13 protein-coding genes and 1 pseudogene are annotated in these 15,880 nt (G+C 56.9%); 4 read left to right on the forward strand and 10 right to left on the reverse strand.

The window, feature by feature from the left end:
- Positions 1 to 125: 125 nt before the first annotated feature.
- Positions 126 to 2,630 carry a mechanosensitive ion channel domain-containing protein gene (locus V8L71_RS02765; RefSeq protein WP_336273134.1) on the forward strand — a complete coding sequence of 835 codons (2,505 nt, stop codon included), beginning with the start codon at positions 126 to 128 and terminating at the stop codon, positions 2,628 to 2,630.
- On the opposite strand, the gene V8L71_RS02770 is transcribed toward V8L71_RS02765, so the two are convergent.
- Entirely contained in the window at positions 2,547 to 2,978 is a 432-nt protein-coding gene (locus tag V8L71_RS02770) for a hypothetical protein (RefSeq protein WP_336268630.1), read from the reverse strand. The genes V8L71_RS02765 and V8L71_RS02770 overlap by 84 nt on opposite strands.
- A gap of 39 nt (positions 2,979 to 3,017) precedes the next feature.
- Entirely contained in the window at positions 3,018 to 4,046 is a 1,029-nt protein-coding gene (locus V8L71_RS02775; protein WP_101145890.1) for a J domain-containing protein, read from the reverse strand.
- A gap of 106 nt (positions 4,047 to 4,152) precedes the next feature.
- On the opposite strand from V8L71_RS02775, the gene V8L71_RS02780 reads away from it, so the two are divergent.
- Together V8L71_RS02780 and V8L71_RS02785 are read left to right on the forward strand one after the other, a co-directional pair.
- Positions 4,153 to 5,601, forward strand: a complete 1,449-nt coding sequence (locus V8L71_RS02780; RefSeq protein WP_101145891.1) for a hypothetical protein — start codon at positions 4,153 to 4,155, stop codon at positions 5,599 to 5,601.
- Positions 5,602 to 5,752: 151 nt separating this feature from the next.
- Positions 5,753 to 6,442: a CBS domain-containing protein gene (locus V8L71_RS02785; protein ID WP_336273135.1), complete on the forward strand. Its 690-nt coding sequence runs from the start codon at positions 5,753 to 5,755 to the stop codon at positions 6,440 to 6,442.
- Between the two features lie 64 nt (positions 6,443 to 6,506).
- Here the strand turns inward: V8L71_RS02785 and V8L71_RS02790 are convergent, their stop codons facing one another.
- The 8 genes and pseudogenes from V8L71_RS02790 to V8L71_RS02825 all read right to left on the reverse strand — a co-directional run bounded on the left by V8L71_RS02790 (position 6,507) and on the right by V8L71_RS02825 (position 14,766).
- Positions 6,507 to 7,631 carry an aminotransferase class V-fold PLP-dependent enzyme gene (locus V8L71_RS02790; RefSeq protein WP_336273136.1) on the reverse strand — a complete coding sequence of 375 codons (1,125 nt, stop codon included), beginning with the start codon at positions 7,629 to 7,631 and terminating at the stop codon, positions 6,507 to 6,509.
- A gap of 134 nt (positions 7,632 to 7,765) precedes the next feature.
- Complete coding sequence (cdd, locus tag V8L71_RS02795) at positions 7,766 to 8,188, reverse strand: cytidine deaminase (RefSeq protein ID WP_431313161.1); 423 nt, start codon at positions 8,186 to 8,188, stop codon at positions 7,766 to 7,768.
- A 56-nt stretch (positions 8,189 to 8,244) separates the two neighbouring features.
- Positions 8,245 to 8,970 (reverse strand): purine-nucleoside phosphorylase, encoded by a 726-nt coding sequence (deoD, locus tag V8L71_RS02800; RefSeq protein WP_336273137.1) that lies wholly within the window; start codon positions 8,968 to 8,970, stop codon positions 8,245 to 8,247.
- A 152-nt stretch (positions 8,971 to 9,122) separates the two neighbouring features.
- Positions 9,123 to 10,367, reverse strand: a complete 1,245-nt coding sequence (locus V8L71_RS02805) for a phosphopentomutase (protein WP_336273138.1) — start codon at positions 10,365 to 10,367, stop codon at positions 9,123 to 9,125.
- On the reverse strand, positions 10,364 to 11,719 hold the full coding sequence (gene deoA, locus V8L71_RS02810; protein WP_336273139.1) for a thymidine phosphorylase: 1,356 nt from the start codon (positions 11,717 to 11,719) through the stop codon (positions 10,364 to 10,366). Before deoA ends, V8L71_RS02805 begins: the two co-directional genes overlap by 4 nt.
- The gene (deoC, locus tag V8L71_RS02815; RefSeq protein WP_336273140.1) at positions 11,719 to 12,516 is read right to left on the reverse strand and encodes a deoxyribose-phosphate aldolase; all 798 of its coding nucleotides are present in this window, start codon (positions 12,514 to 12,516) and stop codon (positions 11,719 to 11,721) included. The genes deoA and deoC overlap by 1 nt, the downstream gene beginning before the upstream one ends.
- A gap of 84 nt (positions 12,517 to 12,600) precedes the next feature.
- Positions 12,601 to 13,884 (reverse strand): NupC/NupG family nucleoside CNT transporter, encoded by a 1,284-nt coding sequence (locus V8L71_RS02820; protein WP_336273141.1) that lies wholly within the window; start codon positions 13,882 to 13,884, stop codon positions 12,601 to 12,603.
- A gap of 36 nt (positions 13,885 to 13,920) precedes the next feature.
- Positions 13,921 to 14,766: pseudogene (locus V8L71_RS02825) on the reverse strand (outer membrane protein OmpK).
- A 311-nt stretch (positions 14,767 to 15,077) separates the two neighbouring features.
- Here V8L71_RS02825 and V8L71_RS02830 point away from each other — a divergent pair.
- The gene (locus V8L71_RS02830; protein ID WP_336273142.1) at positions 15,078 to 15,845 is read left to right on the forward strand and encodes a DeoR family transcriptional regulator; all 768 of its coding nucleotides are present in this window, start codon (positions 15,078 to 15,080) and stop codon (positions 15,843 to 15,845) included.
- The last annotated feature ends 35 nt before the right edge of the window (positions 15,846 to 15,880 follow it).

Below are 15,880 nucleotides of genomic sequence, written 5' to 3' on the forward strand. Positions count from 1 at the left end.
AACGTTTAAGCATCCAGCCTATCATAGTCACGCGTTGAGGCTGAGTGCATTCCTAAGGGCTATAAACTAAAGCGGCGGTAAACGGTAAGCAGGACGCCATTCAGATTAATATTCAGGAGTAAGGCGTGCGACAGCACTGGTTAATTAGCGCGGTAATAGGCGTTGTCTTGTTTGTATTGGCGAGCCTAGCACTGACGAGCATGGCAATCACTCAGGCCCAGGCGCAAGTGGTGTCAATACCTGGTTTGGGCGGTGGCTCTGAGGAACAGGAAGTTGAGGTCAGCGGCGAAGAGTTCCAGGCCTCGTTAACTGATGTCATCACCATGCTTGAAAACGAGGAGCAGCGCACTGAGCTGCTCACGTCGCTGCGCGAGCTGCAGGTAACCGCAGATGCTGCCACCGAAGACGAGGGCGTGGTGCGCCAAGGGCTGCTGGGGGCCCTGGCCGATACGCTAAGCGACCTTGGCGACCAGGCGCAGGCAGGCGACTCGCCGGTTGACCAGTGGGCACGTCAGCTGGTTCAGGGGGCGGACGATTTACGCGCCCTGAACGATGGTGCCGACCAAGGCGAAGCCATTCGTGCGGTTGCTGAAGGAGCTGTCCTGGCTCTGGTTTGGATCGGGCTGCTGGTGGTAATGATTGCTTTTGGGCGCATGGTCGCTACCCGCCGAGAGTGGCCGCTGGATCTGCCACGGGACCCCAAAGCCTGGCTAATGGCGGTGCACTTCTTGCGCCGTATGCTGCCCTGGGCGTTGGCGTTTGCGATTACACTCGGGATTGGCCAAGTATTACCTGATAGTCCTGGGCGGACGCTGGTGCTCGTGGTGGCCTATATCTGCCTATGCGGGCGGGCGCTGTCGGTGGTGTTTGAAACGGTCATCGCCTTCTTTAGCCGCGGCCATCGGTTTACGGCGGTTCAACTGCTTCAGCAGCATGCCCTGCGCGGTATGTTTGTGATTGGCGCGTTGATTGCGCTTGGCGATGCGGCTAATTCCACCCGCTTGGTCGAGCTGTTGGGCAGCGAACTATCGAGCCTGGTCTCGGTGCTTTCCAATATGCTGGCGGCGCTGCTTTCAGCGCGGTTTATTCTTAAATTCAAACGCCCAGTGCGTCATTTGATTTGCAACCGACCGTTCAAACAACGCCGTGACGCCAGCACTGCGGTTGAGATGATCCGCTCGCTGGGCGGGCTATGGCACATTCCCGCGCTACTCCTGGTGAGTGGTTCGCTGCTGGCGATTTTTATTACCGTTGGCGATGTCGGCACTGCGCTGGCGCGCTCAATTATCTCTGCCAGCCTGCTGGTACTGACGCTGGTAGTGACCGGGCTGCTGCGCCGCCAAGCGGAGCGGATGGGCAAGCGCCGTCACCGTCATCGTCAGAGCCAATACCGCAAACGCTTAGAGCGTTTCGGCTTTGTTCTTGCCCATATCTTTGCATGGATGGTGTTTGCCGAGCTCTCAATGCAAGTGTGGGGCAGTTCATTCTTTGGCCTGGGCCAGCAAGCAGTCGCTAGCGCCCGCATTGGGCAAGCGCTGGTCAGTCTTGGCGCCACGGTGCTGTTGGCGTGGCTGGTGTGGATTTTTGCCGATACCGCCATTCAGCGGGCGCTTACCTCGTCAGCGCGTTCACGCGGGCGGCGAGTCAATCAAGCCCGGGCGCAAACCATCACGCCGATGATTCGCAACGTCATCTTCGTGACTATCTTGATTATTGCCGTCATCGCCGGGTTGGCGAACCTGGGTGTCAACGTGACACCGCTGTTAGCCGGTGCTGGTGTGATTGGTCTGGCGATTGGTTTTGGTGCCCAAACATTAGTGCAGGATCTAATCACCGGCATCTTTATTTTGATCGAAGATTCCCTGGCGGTAGATGACTTTGTGCAGATCAATAACCACATGGGCACGGTCGAGGGGCTGACGCTGCGCACGGTTCGCCTTCGTGACCTGGACGGGATCGTGCATATCATCACCTTTAGCCGCATTGAGTCGATTCATAATATGTCTCGGCAGTTCGGCATTGCGCTGATGCGTATCCGTATTCCGTTTGATATGAAAATCGACGATGCCATTACGCTGATGCAGGAAACCGCGCAGGAGCTGCGCCGTGACCCGATGATGCGTCACTACATCTGGTCACCACTGGAGATGCAGGGGGTTCAGGGGTTTGAAGATGGCTGCCCCATCCTGCGTATGCGTTTTCGCACCGCGCCAGAGATGCAGTGGGATGTTTCGCGGGCCTTTAATCTGCTGCTCAAACAGCGCATGGAAGCTCAAGAGATCGACCTGGGCGTGCCGCGTCTCAGCATCAGTATGGAATCGCGCTCAGAAGACCGCATGGAGGCGACCGCGGGCACGTCGTTTTCGCTGGACAATGACGCACCAGAAAGTGACCAGGGTGAGTCAGATACTGAGCAAGAAAGCGAAACAGACACAGACGATCATAAGAAACCCGCACCACCGAAGCCGGCATCCCGCCCGACCAAGGCAGAAATACGGCGCGATGAGCAGGCGCGCAAATACGATGAGACGACTAATCGCGCCGCCTCACACCGGCAAAAGTCCCCAGCACAAGGCAAGCCCCAGGCCGATACCTATGCCAGCACCGGCGGCGAACACGGCGATGAGTAACCACGGCCCGCGTAAGCGGCGCCAACGGTTATACAAAGAGACCGCGTGGCTAACGCGGTCAACCAGTTCGTCGTGACGCGAGATCGCATGATCGGGAGGCAGCGAAAAGTCATTAGCTACATCGCCTTGCCAGTGGGCGCCGTGGCTGAGTCCCAGGCGTGCGCGTAACTTGCCAATATCGCTTACAGTGTCGTGCAGCGTATCGTAGGCTTCGCGGCGCTCAGCAACGCTAAATACCGCCTCGGCATCTTGGCGCAGCGCGCTATGCTGGCAACTCGCCACGGCGTGTTGGATCGCTTGTTCATTAGCCTCGGGGGGGATCGCGAGGCGCTGGTACAAATCGCGCATAGGGGGCTATGGTTTCTCTTAGGCTAGCGTTGCATGGTCTCAGTAAGTTTGCATCAAATAATCATAGGCGTTTTTGATACGTTGAAAGCGTGCCGAGGCCAATGCAACCTGTTGTTCGCTTTCTGAATAGTAGCGGTCTGGGTGGTGTAATTGTGCCATACGCCGATAAGCGTGCCGAACCTCTATGCGCGTAGCGCCGGGATTAAGCCCCAGAATGGAAAGCGCCCGTGTGGTGCGATCGGGAGGCGGTGGTGAAGCGCGCTGCTGGCGTGAGTGGTTATTGCGTCGCTCCTCCTGGTAAGAACTGCGTTGCTGTTGCGAGTCTTGCTGTCGTGAGCGTTGCTGCTCCCGCTCGGCTTGCTCGCGCTGGCGTTGGCGCTCCTGTTCCTGCTGACGCTGCTGTGCTTGTTCCCGCGCCTGGCGGGCTTCCTCTTGACGCCGCTGCTTCTCTTGTTGCTTTTCTTGCTGTTTTTGCTGCTTCTGATGATGGCGTTGTTCTTTCTCTCTCTGCTGCTGTTCTGCTCGTGCATTGGCCTGTTGTTGCTGCTGCTCGGCCGCTGCGGCATCGCGTGCTTTGCGGGCATGGTAATCTGGATCGTGGGTTTGCCAATAAGTATCACGACTAGGGTCTTCAGGGCTGGCCAGCGGTGTGCCCGTCAGTTCCTTAAATAGGGTGTTTAAGGTGGTGGGGGCAACGCTTAGTAAGTCCGCAAAAAAGCGTAATATATAGTGGTTGGCAAGCGACAGCTCGCCATCATCGGTGGCAACCGTAATCGCTTGGTGAATAACGCTTAGGCTGCGCTCTTTACCGCACTCTTTGCGCACGACCTCGGCGGCTAACTGGATCGCTTGCAAGTCTTGGCTATGCGCAATACTCATGACCGGGCCCAGCTCATGCCCGTGGCGAAACTGTGCGGTTACCTGGGCCAGGCGACGACGGCGCTGACCTTCAGAAACGTGTTGGCGGTGCACCAGCACCCAAGCCAACAGCAGCAGGGTTGCCGTATCCACTTGGCTGCGGCTCTTTAGTAACAGCAGCTCAAAGGGTGAAAAACGGGCAATGGACATTTCCTAGCTCCACAGATGAAGAGGCGGCAGTGATCTTGTGCAGCGCCATGATTATTTTAGCCATGGTATATCATCACGTTAGGCAAAGGAGTAGGAGATTGGTGGGTTGATCAACGTTGAGCGTAAAAACAGCTTTCAGCTGCGTCTTACTCGTCGGCTCAAGGAAGAGACGTCGCATAACCTCGACGTCTATCTTTTTGTGCCTGGCGAGCTGGGGTTAAGTACTCAGCTTATCTCAGAGGAGGCTTTTTATCATGCCGCCATTCATGTATCGCGCACTTACTACAGTGACGAATACCTGCTGCCGCTGGTGCACAGCCGGTTGGCCAGTCGTAATCGCCTGGGGAGTGACTCGTACCGGCTGAGTTTGAGCCTCTACGCCTACCAATACGTGGAAGCGATGGAGCGCACCACGCAAGCGATGTTAGTAAGCGCCAAAAAGTTACGTCATACCCGCCAGCAACAGCGGGAAGAGACCAGCGAGGAGCAAGAAAGTGCGGTTGCCTTACGTGACCAACTGCATGAAATGATTGACTTGAGTGACGGAATCCTCAAGCGCCTGCGGCGCAATCAGCCGGATGACGAAAGCTTCAAAAAATACTTCGCCAATATTGATAATTACCTCTCCTGGTTTACCGAACAGCAGTTACTGGCGTTAGTGGCGCATATGCCCCGTGGTGGTGAGTTTACTGAGATTCGTCGACGCTTTATCAGCGTGTGCCACCGGGAGGGCGAACATCGCCGCGAACAGCAATACAACGCCGAACGAGTAATGGCGGACCCGACGCGCATGTCGAACAAAATGCGCCTACTGCGGCGTTTGATTGAACATCCGATTACGCTGAAACAAGAGGCATTGGAGCTTGGCGGCGGCGAGCAGAAAGCGGTCAAAGCCCTGGCCACGGCGGTGGTAATGGGGTTTGTGACGTTAGGTGTGCTGCAGTTACGTAGCGCGTTAGGGGATCTTTCTGCGCTATTCGTGTTAGCCATGGCGCTGCTCTACGCCATGCGTGAAGTTTTTAAGGATGATTTGCGCAATACCCTTTGGCGCTTGCTGCGCAAAGGCCGTCCTAAGTGGCGCCGCCAGTATCTAGACCCCACGCGAAATGCCGTGGTCGGTCGCCAGCTGGAGTGGTTTGACTACAAGCGCTTCGCTTCGCTGAGTGATGACATCCAACAATTGCGCCGTCGCAAGGTGGCCCAGCGGGAAGAGGTAGTGCTGCACTACCGCTCAAGTTCACGTATGTCACCCACGCGCTTTTTAAGCGGCTACGAGCATACGCGCGAAACACTGAATTTGGATATTTCCATGCTCACGCGGCTAATGAGTAAAGGGAAGCACCACATCTATCGGCTTAAAGATGGCCAGGCAGTGCGTGAAAGCGTCGAACGCCGCCACCTGTTTAATCTGGTGATTCGTGAAACGGGCAGTGAAGATACGCCCTACCTTGCCCGCTGGAAAGTCGTGGTAAGTCGCTCAGGCATTGTTGATGTGGAGAAAGTGGAAGAGAGTAGCGCCACAGAGGCGAACACACCAACAGGCAAGCAAGCATAAAGCTGCGCTAGATCAAATTAGTCTCAATGCGTTCTTTTAGATAGCCAGCCAGCATAGGCAAATTTCCAGGAGCGAACTAGGCTCAAAGAGAAGGCAGGGTGACCTGCAGCTGCGGCTCAGTCTTTAAAGGTTGAACGCAAGGAGAAGCGCCATGCAAGCTATTGATATCATGACACCCAAAGTGGTGAGTGTGGGACCCGATACGGAAGTGCGTGACATCGCGCAATTGCTGCTTAAGCATCGTATCAGCGCCGTTCCTGTCGTCGATGGCGATCACCGGGTGATCGGTATTGTCAGCGAAGGCGATTTGATGCGCCGGGTAAAAGATGACAGTGACCACGGTCACTCATGGTGGTTATCGCTATTTACGGGCGGCAAGGATGCTGGCGACTATGTCAAAATGCATGGTCGTAAAGCCCACGAAGTGATGACGCCAGACCCACTGACCGTGGAAGAGAACACGCCACTGCATACCATTGCGCGAATGCTGGAAAAGCACCACATCAAACGTGTACCCGTCGTGCGTGAAGGTAAGTTGGTGGGGATCGTCAGCCGCGCCAATCTGCTGCAAGGTATTGCCAATGCGGCGGTAGCGCCGACCCAGTCACCCTCGGACGATCGACACATCCGCGAGGCCATACTGGATGAGGTGGAACACAACACCGGCGTGCAAACCGCAGGCATTAGCGTGATTGTGGATGGCGGCGTGGTGGAAATCTGGGGGCTGGTCGAATCGCTTGAGCAGAAGCAGGCGGTAACGGTCGCAGCAGAAAATGTGGCTGGGGTAACTCGCGTCGAAAACCATCTAGGGATGATGCCGCGCGGCGTGGGATATATTTAATCGTTACCTAATTCGTTTCTAGCCTGCATCAGTGCCCGCTATTTTATAGCGGGCATTTTTCAGCTTATATGACTGCCTTGATTGCCTTTTCCAGGCTATCCACGCTGCGCTCTGTGTGGTGCAACTTATCTAGACCAAACAGGCCAATGCGGAAAGTTTGGAAGTTATCACCTTCATCGCACATCAATGGTACGCCGCCTGCTACCTGCACGCCCGCCTGGGCAAGTTTGCCTACCAAGCCGCTATCCTCGCTGTAGCAGACCACCACACCCGGCGCCTCAAAGCCTTCCGCAGCCACGCTGACAAAACCGTGGCGCTTGAGCATGGCACGGACTTCACGGCCAATGGCTTGCTGCTCCTCTTTTACCTTGGCAAAGCCGTAGGCGCGGGTTTCCTGCATGATATCGCGCAGCTGTCGCAAGGCGTCCGTGGGCATAGTGGCATGATAAGCATGCCCGCCGTTTTCATAGGCTTGCATGATGCTGTGCCACTTGCCCAGGTCGCAGGCAAAGCTGTTGCTCTGGGTCTCGCTCAAGCGCTGCGTAGCCCGCTCGGAGAGCATCACCATGGCGCAGCAGGGCGAACCGCTCCAGCCTTTTTGCGGCGCACTTACCACCACATCAATGCCTAATGCCTGCATATCCACCCATAGCGTGCCAGCGGCAATGGCGTCTAACACGAACAGGCCGCCTACCTCGTGGGTCGCCTCGGCGAGTGCTTGAATATACGCGTCCGGAAGCAACAGTCCTGCCGAGGTTTCTACCTGTGGGGCGAAGACCACCGCTGGTTTTTCGCGACGAATCTGTGCGACGGCTTCATCGATGGGTACCGGCTGAAATGGCGAGCGCGAGTCATCGGCGTTAAGACGCCGTGCTTTTAGCACTGTGTGCTGATCGGTTAAACGGCCCATTTCAATGATCTGCGTCCAACGGTAGCTGAACCAGCCGTTGCGAATCACCAGGGTTTTCTGATCAACGGCAAACTGACGCGCCACCGCTTCCATCCCAAAGGTCCCGCTACCGGGAACGATGACGGCCGAGTGAGCGTTGTAGACCTCTTTTAGCGTGGCCGATATATCGCGCATCACAGATTGAAATTGCTGCGACATATGGTTCAGCGAGCGGTCGGTGTAGACCACTGAGTATTCCAGCAAGCCGTCGGGGTCGACGTTGGGAAGTAAACCAGCCATGGCGTTCTCCAAATAAGGGCGGTGCGCTCATCGGCACACTTCATCAAAAATATACAGTGGCTGCTAAGAGTACGAGCAATAAAAGCACAAAACCAGCCCGCGTGGGGCTGGTTTTGATTGCTGAAGGGACTGGCTTAACGCGGCGGTAACTGCTCGGGCCCAAAGGCGTCGGGCAGCAGCGTTTCCATGGTGTAGGTTTTCATCAATTCACCGCTGCCGGAAAGTACCTTGATTTGGGTTTCTGGCGTCGCGAATTCGCGAATCCGCTGACGACAGTCGCCGCAGGGTGTGCAGAGGTGGTCACCTGGGCCCATCACGTAGACCGTCGCCAACTGGCGTTGCCCGGCAGTGATCATGGCGGAAATGGCCGAGGCCTCGGCGCATAGGCCTTTGTAGTGCGCCACTTCCACGTTAGTGCCCGCAAACTGCTGACCATCAGGGGTGACCATGACTGACGCCACCGGGTGAGCTGAGTAAGGCACGTAGGCGTTAGCCCGCGCGCTCAACAGCGTTTGAACTATCTCTTCTGATACGTGCTCTTCTGATACCTGTTCCATCATTTTTCCTTTTGGCCGCTTCTACGCGCTCTTTTCAACGTTCTCGCTTTAACGTTCTAGGCGCGGGCAGCGTCGTCGCGCAACACGGTGTCGAGTGCAATCAGCATCATGTCGTCGAAGGTGGTTTGACGATCGGCGCTGGAGAGCGAATCGCCTTTCAGGATGTGATCCGACACGGTGCAGATGGTCATGGCGCGGGCGCCGAACTCGGCGGCGACGCCGTAAAGGCCAGCAGCTTCCATCTCGACGCCGACAATGCCGTAGCGCTTGAGCATTTCAGCCATGTCGGTTTGCGGGTTGTAGAACAGATCCGCTGAGAAGATGTTGCCCACTTTGACCGGCACGTTCTTGGCCTTGGCGGCCGCGACCGCGTGCTGGGTCAGTTCAAAATCCGCAATCGCAGCGAAGTCGTGATCGTTAAAGCGCATGCGATTGACCTTGGAGTCGGTGCTGGCGCCCATGCCGATGACCACATCGCGCACGTTGACGTCGTCGCGTACCGCGCCGCAGGAGCCCACCCGAATCAGTGATTTAACGCCATAGTCGGTGATCAGCTCTTTGGCATAGATGGAGACCGAGGGAATACCCATGCCGTGGCCCATCACGGAGATCTCGCGGCCCTTGTAGGTGCCGGTGTAGCCGAACATATTGCGCACATCGTTGACCTGGCGAACGTTCTCCAGGTAGGTATCGGCGATGTATTTGGCGCGCAGCGGGTCGCCGGGCATCAGAATGGTATCAGCGAAATCGCCCATCTCTGCATTAATATGTGGTGTAGCCATGTAACGCTCCCATATCAATAATTTAACGATCCGAATAAACCCTAGGCGGGGGCGCTGTGAACCCTTCCCTGGGCGCTACTTTCGCCATCCATGGCGAAAGACCCCCGCTACGGGTTGATTCTGATCTTGTGCTAGTGGTTTACCACTTATCCTTAAGCGGCTTCAGGAAGAAAGCTTTTGCCATCGGCCATGGCCGGAAGCAGGAAAAAGTCAGCCAGGGTTTGGCCAATATCGGCAAAGGTGCCGCGCTCGCCCAGCGGGCCGGGGGTGAAGCCGGGACCGTGTACTAGAATCGGAATGTACTCGCGGGTGTGTTCGGTGCCGTGCCAGCTCGGATCGCAGCCGTGGTCAGCCGTCAGAATCAGTAGATCGTCTTCGTTTAGCGCCGCCAGCAGCTTAGGCAGCTTGGCATCGAAATCTTCCAGCGCGGCGGCGTAGCCCGGCACGTCCCGGCGGTGGCCATAGACCGAGTCAAAATCGACAAAGTTGGTCATGATCATGGCGCGTTCGCCTTCTTCGCGTTGGCTGGTGCGCGCGATCTCGTTGAGCGTCGCGTCCATCAGCGCGTCGTGCCCGCTGGCTTTTACCTTGTGGGTAATGCCGCAGTGGGCGTAGATATCGGCAATTTTGCCAATCGAGACCACTTCGCCACCGGCATCATCGAGCTTTTGCAGCACGGTGGGCGAGGGCGGCTCGACGCTGTAGTCGCGACGGTTGCCGGTGCGGGCGAAGGTGTTGCTGTCTTCGCCGATAAACGGGCGCGCGATCACCCGGCCGATGTTGTATGGCTCCAGCAGCTCGCGGACGGTTTCGCACAGCTTATAAAGCCGCTCCAGGCCGAAATGCTCTTCGTGGGCAGCGATCTGAAACACCGAATCCGCCGAGGTATAAACAATCGGCTTGTCGGTGGCGATGTGCTCTTCACCCAGGCGGGCAATGATCTCGGTGCCGGAAGCGTGGCAGTTGCCAATCACGCCAGTGAGGTCAGCTTCCTGAACGATGGCGTCGAGCAGCTCAAGAGGGAAACTGTCGGTTTTATCCAGAAAGTAGCCCCAGTCAAAGCGGACCGGGACACCGGCGATTTCCCAGTGGCCGGAGGGAGTGTCTTTGCCGCTGGAGGTCTCTTTGGCGTGGGCGTAAGCGCCTTCCAAACTCTCCGGCAGCGTGACGCCTTCGGCCACGTTGCCCGTGGCGTCGCGGTGGGCGTGAAATAGCCCCAGCTTGGCCATGTTGGGCAGCTTGAGCGGACCTGAACGGTTGGCGTTATCGGCTTCGCCACGAGCGCAGGCGGCGGCGATATGGCCCAGCGTATCCGCACCCTCGTCACCGAAGGTGGCGGCGTCCGGGGCGGCGCCAATCCCAAACGAATCGAGTACCAATAAAATCGCGCGGCTCATGAGGCTTCTCCACGGAAAGTGTCTTGTAGCAACGTATCGGCGCTGACCGCCCCTTCGCCAATCGTAAACGCCGCGCGTAGCTGCTGGGCGGCGCGCTCGGCGGCGGTTTCATTGCGGGCGTGTACCATGGCAATGGGGCGTTGGCTGTCTACGCTGTCGCCGATCTCGACGATATCGGTGAAACCAACGCTGTGATCGACGCTGGCGTCGTTACGCAGGCGGCCACCGCCCAGTTCCACCACGCTCATGCCCACGGCGCGGGTATCGATGCGTTGTACGATCCCCGATTGCTCGGCATACACCGGTTTGATTACCTCGGCCTTGGCCAGGTAGTGCTCTGAGCGCTCCATAAAGTCGCTGGGGCCACCCAGTTCGCGCACCATACGGGCAAACACTTCAGCGGCGGCGCCGGAGGTTAGCGCCTTCTCGAGCTGCGTCAGCGCGTCTTCACGCGAGCCTGCGAGTTTGCCTGCCATCAGCATTTCCACCGCCAGCTCGCGGGTGACTTGCATCACGCGGCTGTTGGAGCGATCACCGCGCAGCAGGTCCAAGGTCTCGACGATTTCAACGGCGTTACCGGCGCAGGGCGCTAGCGGCTGGCTCATATCGGTGAGTAGCGCCGTGGTGGGCGTGCCCGCCTGGGTGGCCACATTGGCGATGCTTTTGGCCAACTCGCGGGATTTTTCCGGCGTGGGCATAAAGGCGCCGCTGCCAACTTTTACATCCATTACCAGCGCGTCCAGCCCGGAGGCTAGCTTTTTGCCCAAGATGGAGGCGGTAATCAGCGGAATCGATTCTACGGTGGCGGTCACGTCACGCACGCCGTAGATGCGCTTGTCGGCAGGTGCCAAATCACCGGTTTGGCCGATGATCGCCACGCCAGTGGATTTCACCACTTCACGAAAGCGCTCAGGAGCGGGGTAGGGATCGTAGCCGGGGATCGATTCGAGCTTGTCCAGGGTGCCGCCGGTGTGACCTAAGCCACGTCCGGAAATCATCGGCACAAAGGCACCGCAGGCAGCGACCCAGGGGCCGAGTACCAGTGAAACCAAGTCGCCCACGCCGCCGGTGGAGTGCTTATCCACGATCGGGCCGGGCAGGTTGAGGTCGCGCCACTGCATCACGTGGCCGGAGTCGCGGGTAGCGGTGGTCAGCGCAACCACTTCTTCACGGCTCATGCCGTTGAGAAACACTGCCATGGTAAAGGCGCCAATCTGGGCATCGCTGATGCGATCATCGGCAATGCCCTGTACAAACGCTTTGATCTCTTCCGCAGGCAGCGGCTGGTTATCTCGCTTAAGGCGAATCAGCTCCTGGGGGAGCAAGGCGTGTTGGGTTGTGTTGGCAGACATTAGTAACCTCCTTGGCCTTGGGGTGCTGCGCTGGTGCTACCGGTCAACGTATCCAGCAGGTTGCCCAGCAGGCTGGATGCGCCGAAGCGGAAGTGCGCAGGCGTCACCCAGGCCGGGCCCATAATGTCATTGGCAAGGGCCAGATATTCCGCTGCGTCTTCGGCGGTTTTAACGCCACCGGCTGCTTTAAAGCCAACGTCTTTGCCACTGGCCTTGATGGCTTTGAGCATGATCTCGGCGGCTTCCAGCGTTGCGTTGACGGGCACTTTACCGGTCGACGTTTTAATGAAATCCGCGCCGCCTTCAATGGCGAGTTCGCTGGCGCGTTTGATCAGCGCAGGGTCTTTGAGTTCGCCGGACTCAATGATCACTTTGAGCAGTGCTTGGCCGGCGCAGGCGGCTTTGCACATCTCAACGAGCTCGAGGCCAGTCTCTTCATCGCCCGCCATCAGGGTGCGGTAGGGGAAGACGACATCGACTTCATGGGCACCAGAGGCAACCGCATCGCGCGTTTCACGGGCAGCACCCATGATGTCGTCGCCGCCGTCGGGGAAATTGGTGACCGTGGCGATCTTCACTTGGTCGTTAAGGGTGTGAGCGGTCAATGCACGCTGGGCCGTGACAATAAACTGGGGAAAGACACACACTGCCGCAGGCGTGCCAAAGGGCGTTTTTACTTGCTGACAAAGTGCTTCAATGGTGCTGTCAGTGTCGCTATCGTTCAGGCTCGTCAGATCCATGAGGGTAAGTGCTTGGCGGGCGGCTTGGACAATATGGGGGGAGGCTGTCGCAGTCATGGAGTTCTCACAAATCAGTAAAAGATAAAAACGGGCACTGCGGATAAAGCCGCAGTGCCCGTCACCTTCAGTAAGCCCGCTGCATTAAGCAGTGGCGTTACTTAGGGCGATAAAGAAGCCAGCAATCGAGGCCGACATTAAGTTGGATAGTGTACCGGCCAAGACGGCTTTAACACCAAAGCGAGCAATCTCTTTACGGCGCGTCGGTGCAATGCTGCCCAGGCCACCCAGCAAAATCGCAATGGAGGAGAGGTTAGCAAAGCCACACAGTGCGAAAGAGAGAATCGCCATGGTGTGCGGTGTCATCATCTGACCCGTCGCCGCCACCACCTGTTCCCCATCAATGTAGGGCGCTAGATTGATATAGGCGACAAATTCGTTGACCACCAGTTTTTGACCGATGAACGAGCCGGCCAGGGTAGCTTCTTCCCAGGGTACACCTAAAAGGAACGCCAGCGGGGCGAACAGCCAGCCCAAGATTAGCTCCAGGCTCAGCGATTCAAAGCCCACCCAGCCACCAACGCCGCCGAGCATGCCATTGATCAACGCGATCAAACCAATGAACGCGAGCAGCATCGCGCCCACATTGGCAGCCAGCATCAAACCCGATGTAGCGCCGGAGGCCGCCGCATCCAACACGTTGGCGGGCTTATCTTCCTGGGCTTCAATCTCTTCTTCTACCTTGGAAACGCTGTCGCTATCGGACACATCTTGAGTTTCCGGCATGATCAGCTTGGCAAACAACAGCCCGCCCGGCGCCGCCATAAAGGAAGCCGCTACCAGGTACTCCATGGGAATACCCAGCGCTGCATAACCCGCCAACACCGAACCCGCCACTGACGCCAAGCCGCCACACATAACGGCAAACAGCTGTGAAGGCGTCATGCGGGCGATAAACGGACGCACCACTAGCGGTGCTTCAGTTTGGCCAACGAAGATATTCGCGGTCGCGGAGAGCGATTCGGTACGTGAAGTGCCCAGGGCTTTTTGCAGAGCGCCACCCAGGATGCGGATTACCCACTGCATAATGCCGATGTAGTACAGCACGGCGATGAGAGAAGAGAAGAAGATAATGACCGGCAGAACCTTGATGGCAAACACAAAGCCGACGTTTTCTACGTCCGCTAAACCACCAAACAGAAAGCCGATACCATCGTTGGCGTACACCAAAATTTGGCTAACGCCAGAAGAGATGGCTTGCAGCACCGCCTGACCGAAAGGCACATAAAGGACAAATGCCCCAATGCCCGCTTGAATCGCAAAGGCGCCCAGCACTGTACGTAGCCGAATAGACTTACGGTCGTAAGAGAAAATCAGGGCAATGGCCACCAGGGTGACCATACCCACCAAGCTCATAAGGAGTGTCATAAGGGGATCCTTCGAGTCTGCGCGAACGTGCCGCGCTTATAGTAAGTTGAGCTTGACGGAGTAGATCATCGCATTCTGATAATTATTGGGCGTGCCCAATTTATTGTCAGAGTAGCGGTACTGAATACCGGTGGTGATCAAGTCGCTTGGATGTCACCACAGGCTCAGTGCTCCGTTGGTGCCCACACTGCCTGCTTTTTCGCCCACATAGTTCTGTTCCAGGTACTCATCGTCACGGCCAAAGGTCTGCTCGTGCCAGTTAGTCACGCTGAAGTTCTGGTCGAGCGCGGCAAAATCATAACCCGCGACCCAACCAGCCATAAAGCCGTTCATCCCGCTGTAGCTGTTGCTTTGCACCCGCGCAGCACCGATAAACGGTTTGAACCATAGGCCGTTATCGAAGGTAGTACGGTAGCCCAAGCCTAGAATCTGATCCTGCTCGCGGCTTTCAAAACCGTAATCACGGAAGTCGTAAAGGTGGGCATAGATCGACAACGGGCTATCGCCCAGATAGATGTGCGAGGTTATTTTGCCCGCGGTACGGAAGTTATCTTGACCGCCGCTCGACGCATCGAATTGATCGTTGGTGGGGTTCTCGAAATCAAAGAAACCGTAAAACTCGCCCCAGCTAAAGCCAGCGCCGCCTTCAATTTCGAGAAACATAAAGTCGCTTTTCGCCGCGTTAGAGGCGGTGCGTGCTTCGGTGCCGTTCGACCAATCGAGATAGTTGACCGAGACATTGGCAAACGACCACAGCCGGTCAAGCGGGTGGGGCTGAGCGTCATCTGCCAATGCGGGAGTGACGAGGGCGGTACTTGTCAGTAAGGCGCCAGCACTAAGGGTGACAAGCGATGAAGAGCGAGTGTGTTTTCGAGCAGTCATGTAAGCCTCAACGGGGGTTGTCGCGGAGCCATTTGAGTGTGGCTATCCGTGGTTATAGTCGTGCGGGCTGGCGTGAATGTTAAAATTATAACATTTAGTGTTATTTTTCTAACGTTGATTTGCAAGTGTTGTCACATCAACGCTATTTAAATGTCATATAACTATCGTAAGCAGCATGAATAGCGTTAATGGTCGTTGTCGCAGTGGAAATTCCGTCGCTGCTCGCTCAGCATAGAAACGAAACAAGAGGCAACATGAAGGCTTATGTTGCGCTAATCACAACAAGAGGGGTTTTTAAGGAGATGCCCACCATGAATGGCCGCAGCGCTCAGCGCCTTGCCAAACTTCAGGAAGCGCTTGCCAGTGGCGGCACTCTTCATCTGCGCGATGCTGCAGAGCTTTGCGATGTGTCTGAAATGACTATTCGCCGCGATCTCACCACCCAGCCCACAGCGATGAGCCTGCTGGGCGGGCGCTTGGTGATGGCGAATTACCCCGGTGTCACACCGATTTACGATTTAACCGAGCAGCAGGCGAGCCACTACCAGGCAAAGTATCGCCTCTGCCAGCGAGCACTCGCGTTTATTGAAGAGGGCGATACGCTGTTTATTGACTGTGGCTCGACGCTGATCCCCCTATTGAGCCAGCTAAGTCATTTTCGTGAGCTAACGGTGGTGACCTATGCACTTAACGTTGCCAATGCCGTGGCTGCCTTGCCCAACGTGCGCCTGGTGTTATTGGGCGGATTGTTTTATGCCGCTTCGCAATCCTTTGGCAGCGACAACATGGCTGCGGCGATTGAGCGCTTAGGTATCAATAAAGCGCTGATTTCAGCGGCAGGGGTGGATCCGGAACGGGGGGTGAGCTGTTTCCACTTCCATGAAGTGGCGCCTAAACAGGCGGCCATTGCTACGGCGATGCAGCGCTTACTCGTCGTCGATGCCAGCAAGTTTGGCGTGGTGCGTCCGGCTTATTTTGCTGCGCTGGATGATTTTGATGTGGTGGTGACTGACGAAGAGGGCGCGCCGCAACTGCTAGAGGGGAATGGCCGCGAGGTGCCAGTGGTAAGCGTTGCGTAGAAATTTTTCGTTTGCCTATACCCGTCAATAGCTTG

The sequence above is a fragment of the Vreelandella indica genome (assembly GCF_037070225.1).
Classification (GTDB): domain Bacteria; phylum Pseudomonadota; class Gammaproteobacteria; order Pseudomonadales; family Halomonadaceae; genus Vreelandella; species Vreelandella arctica.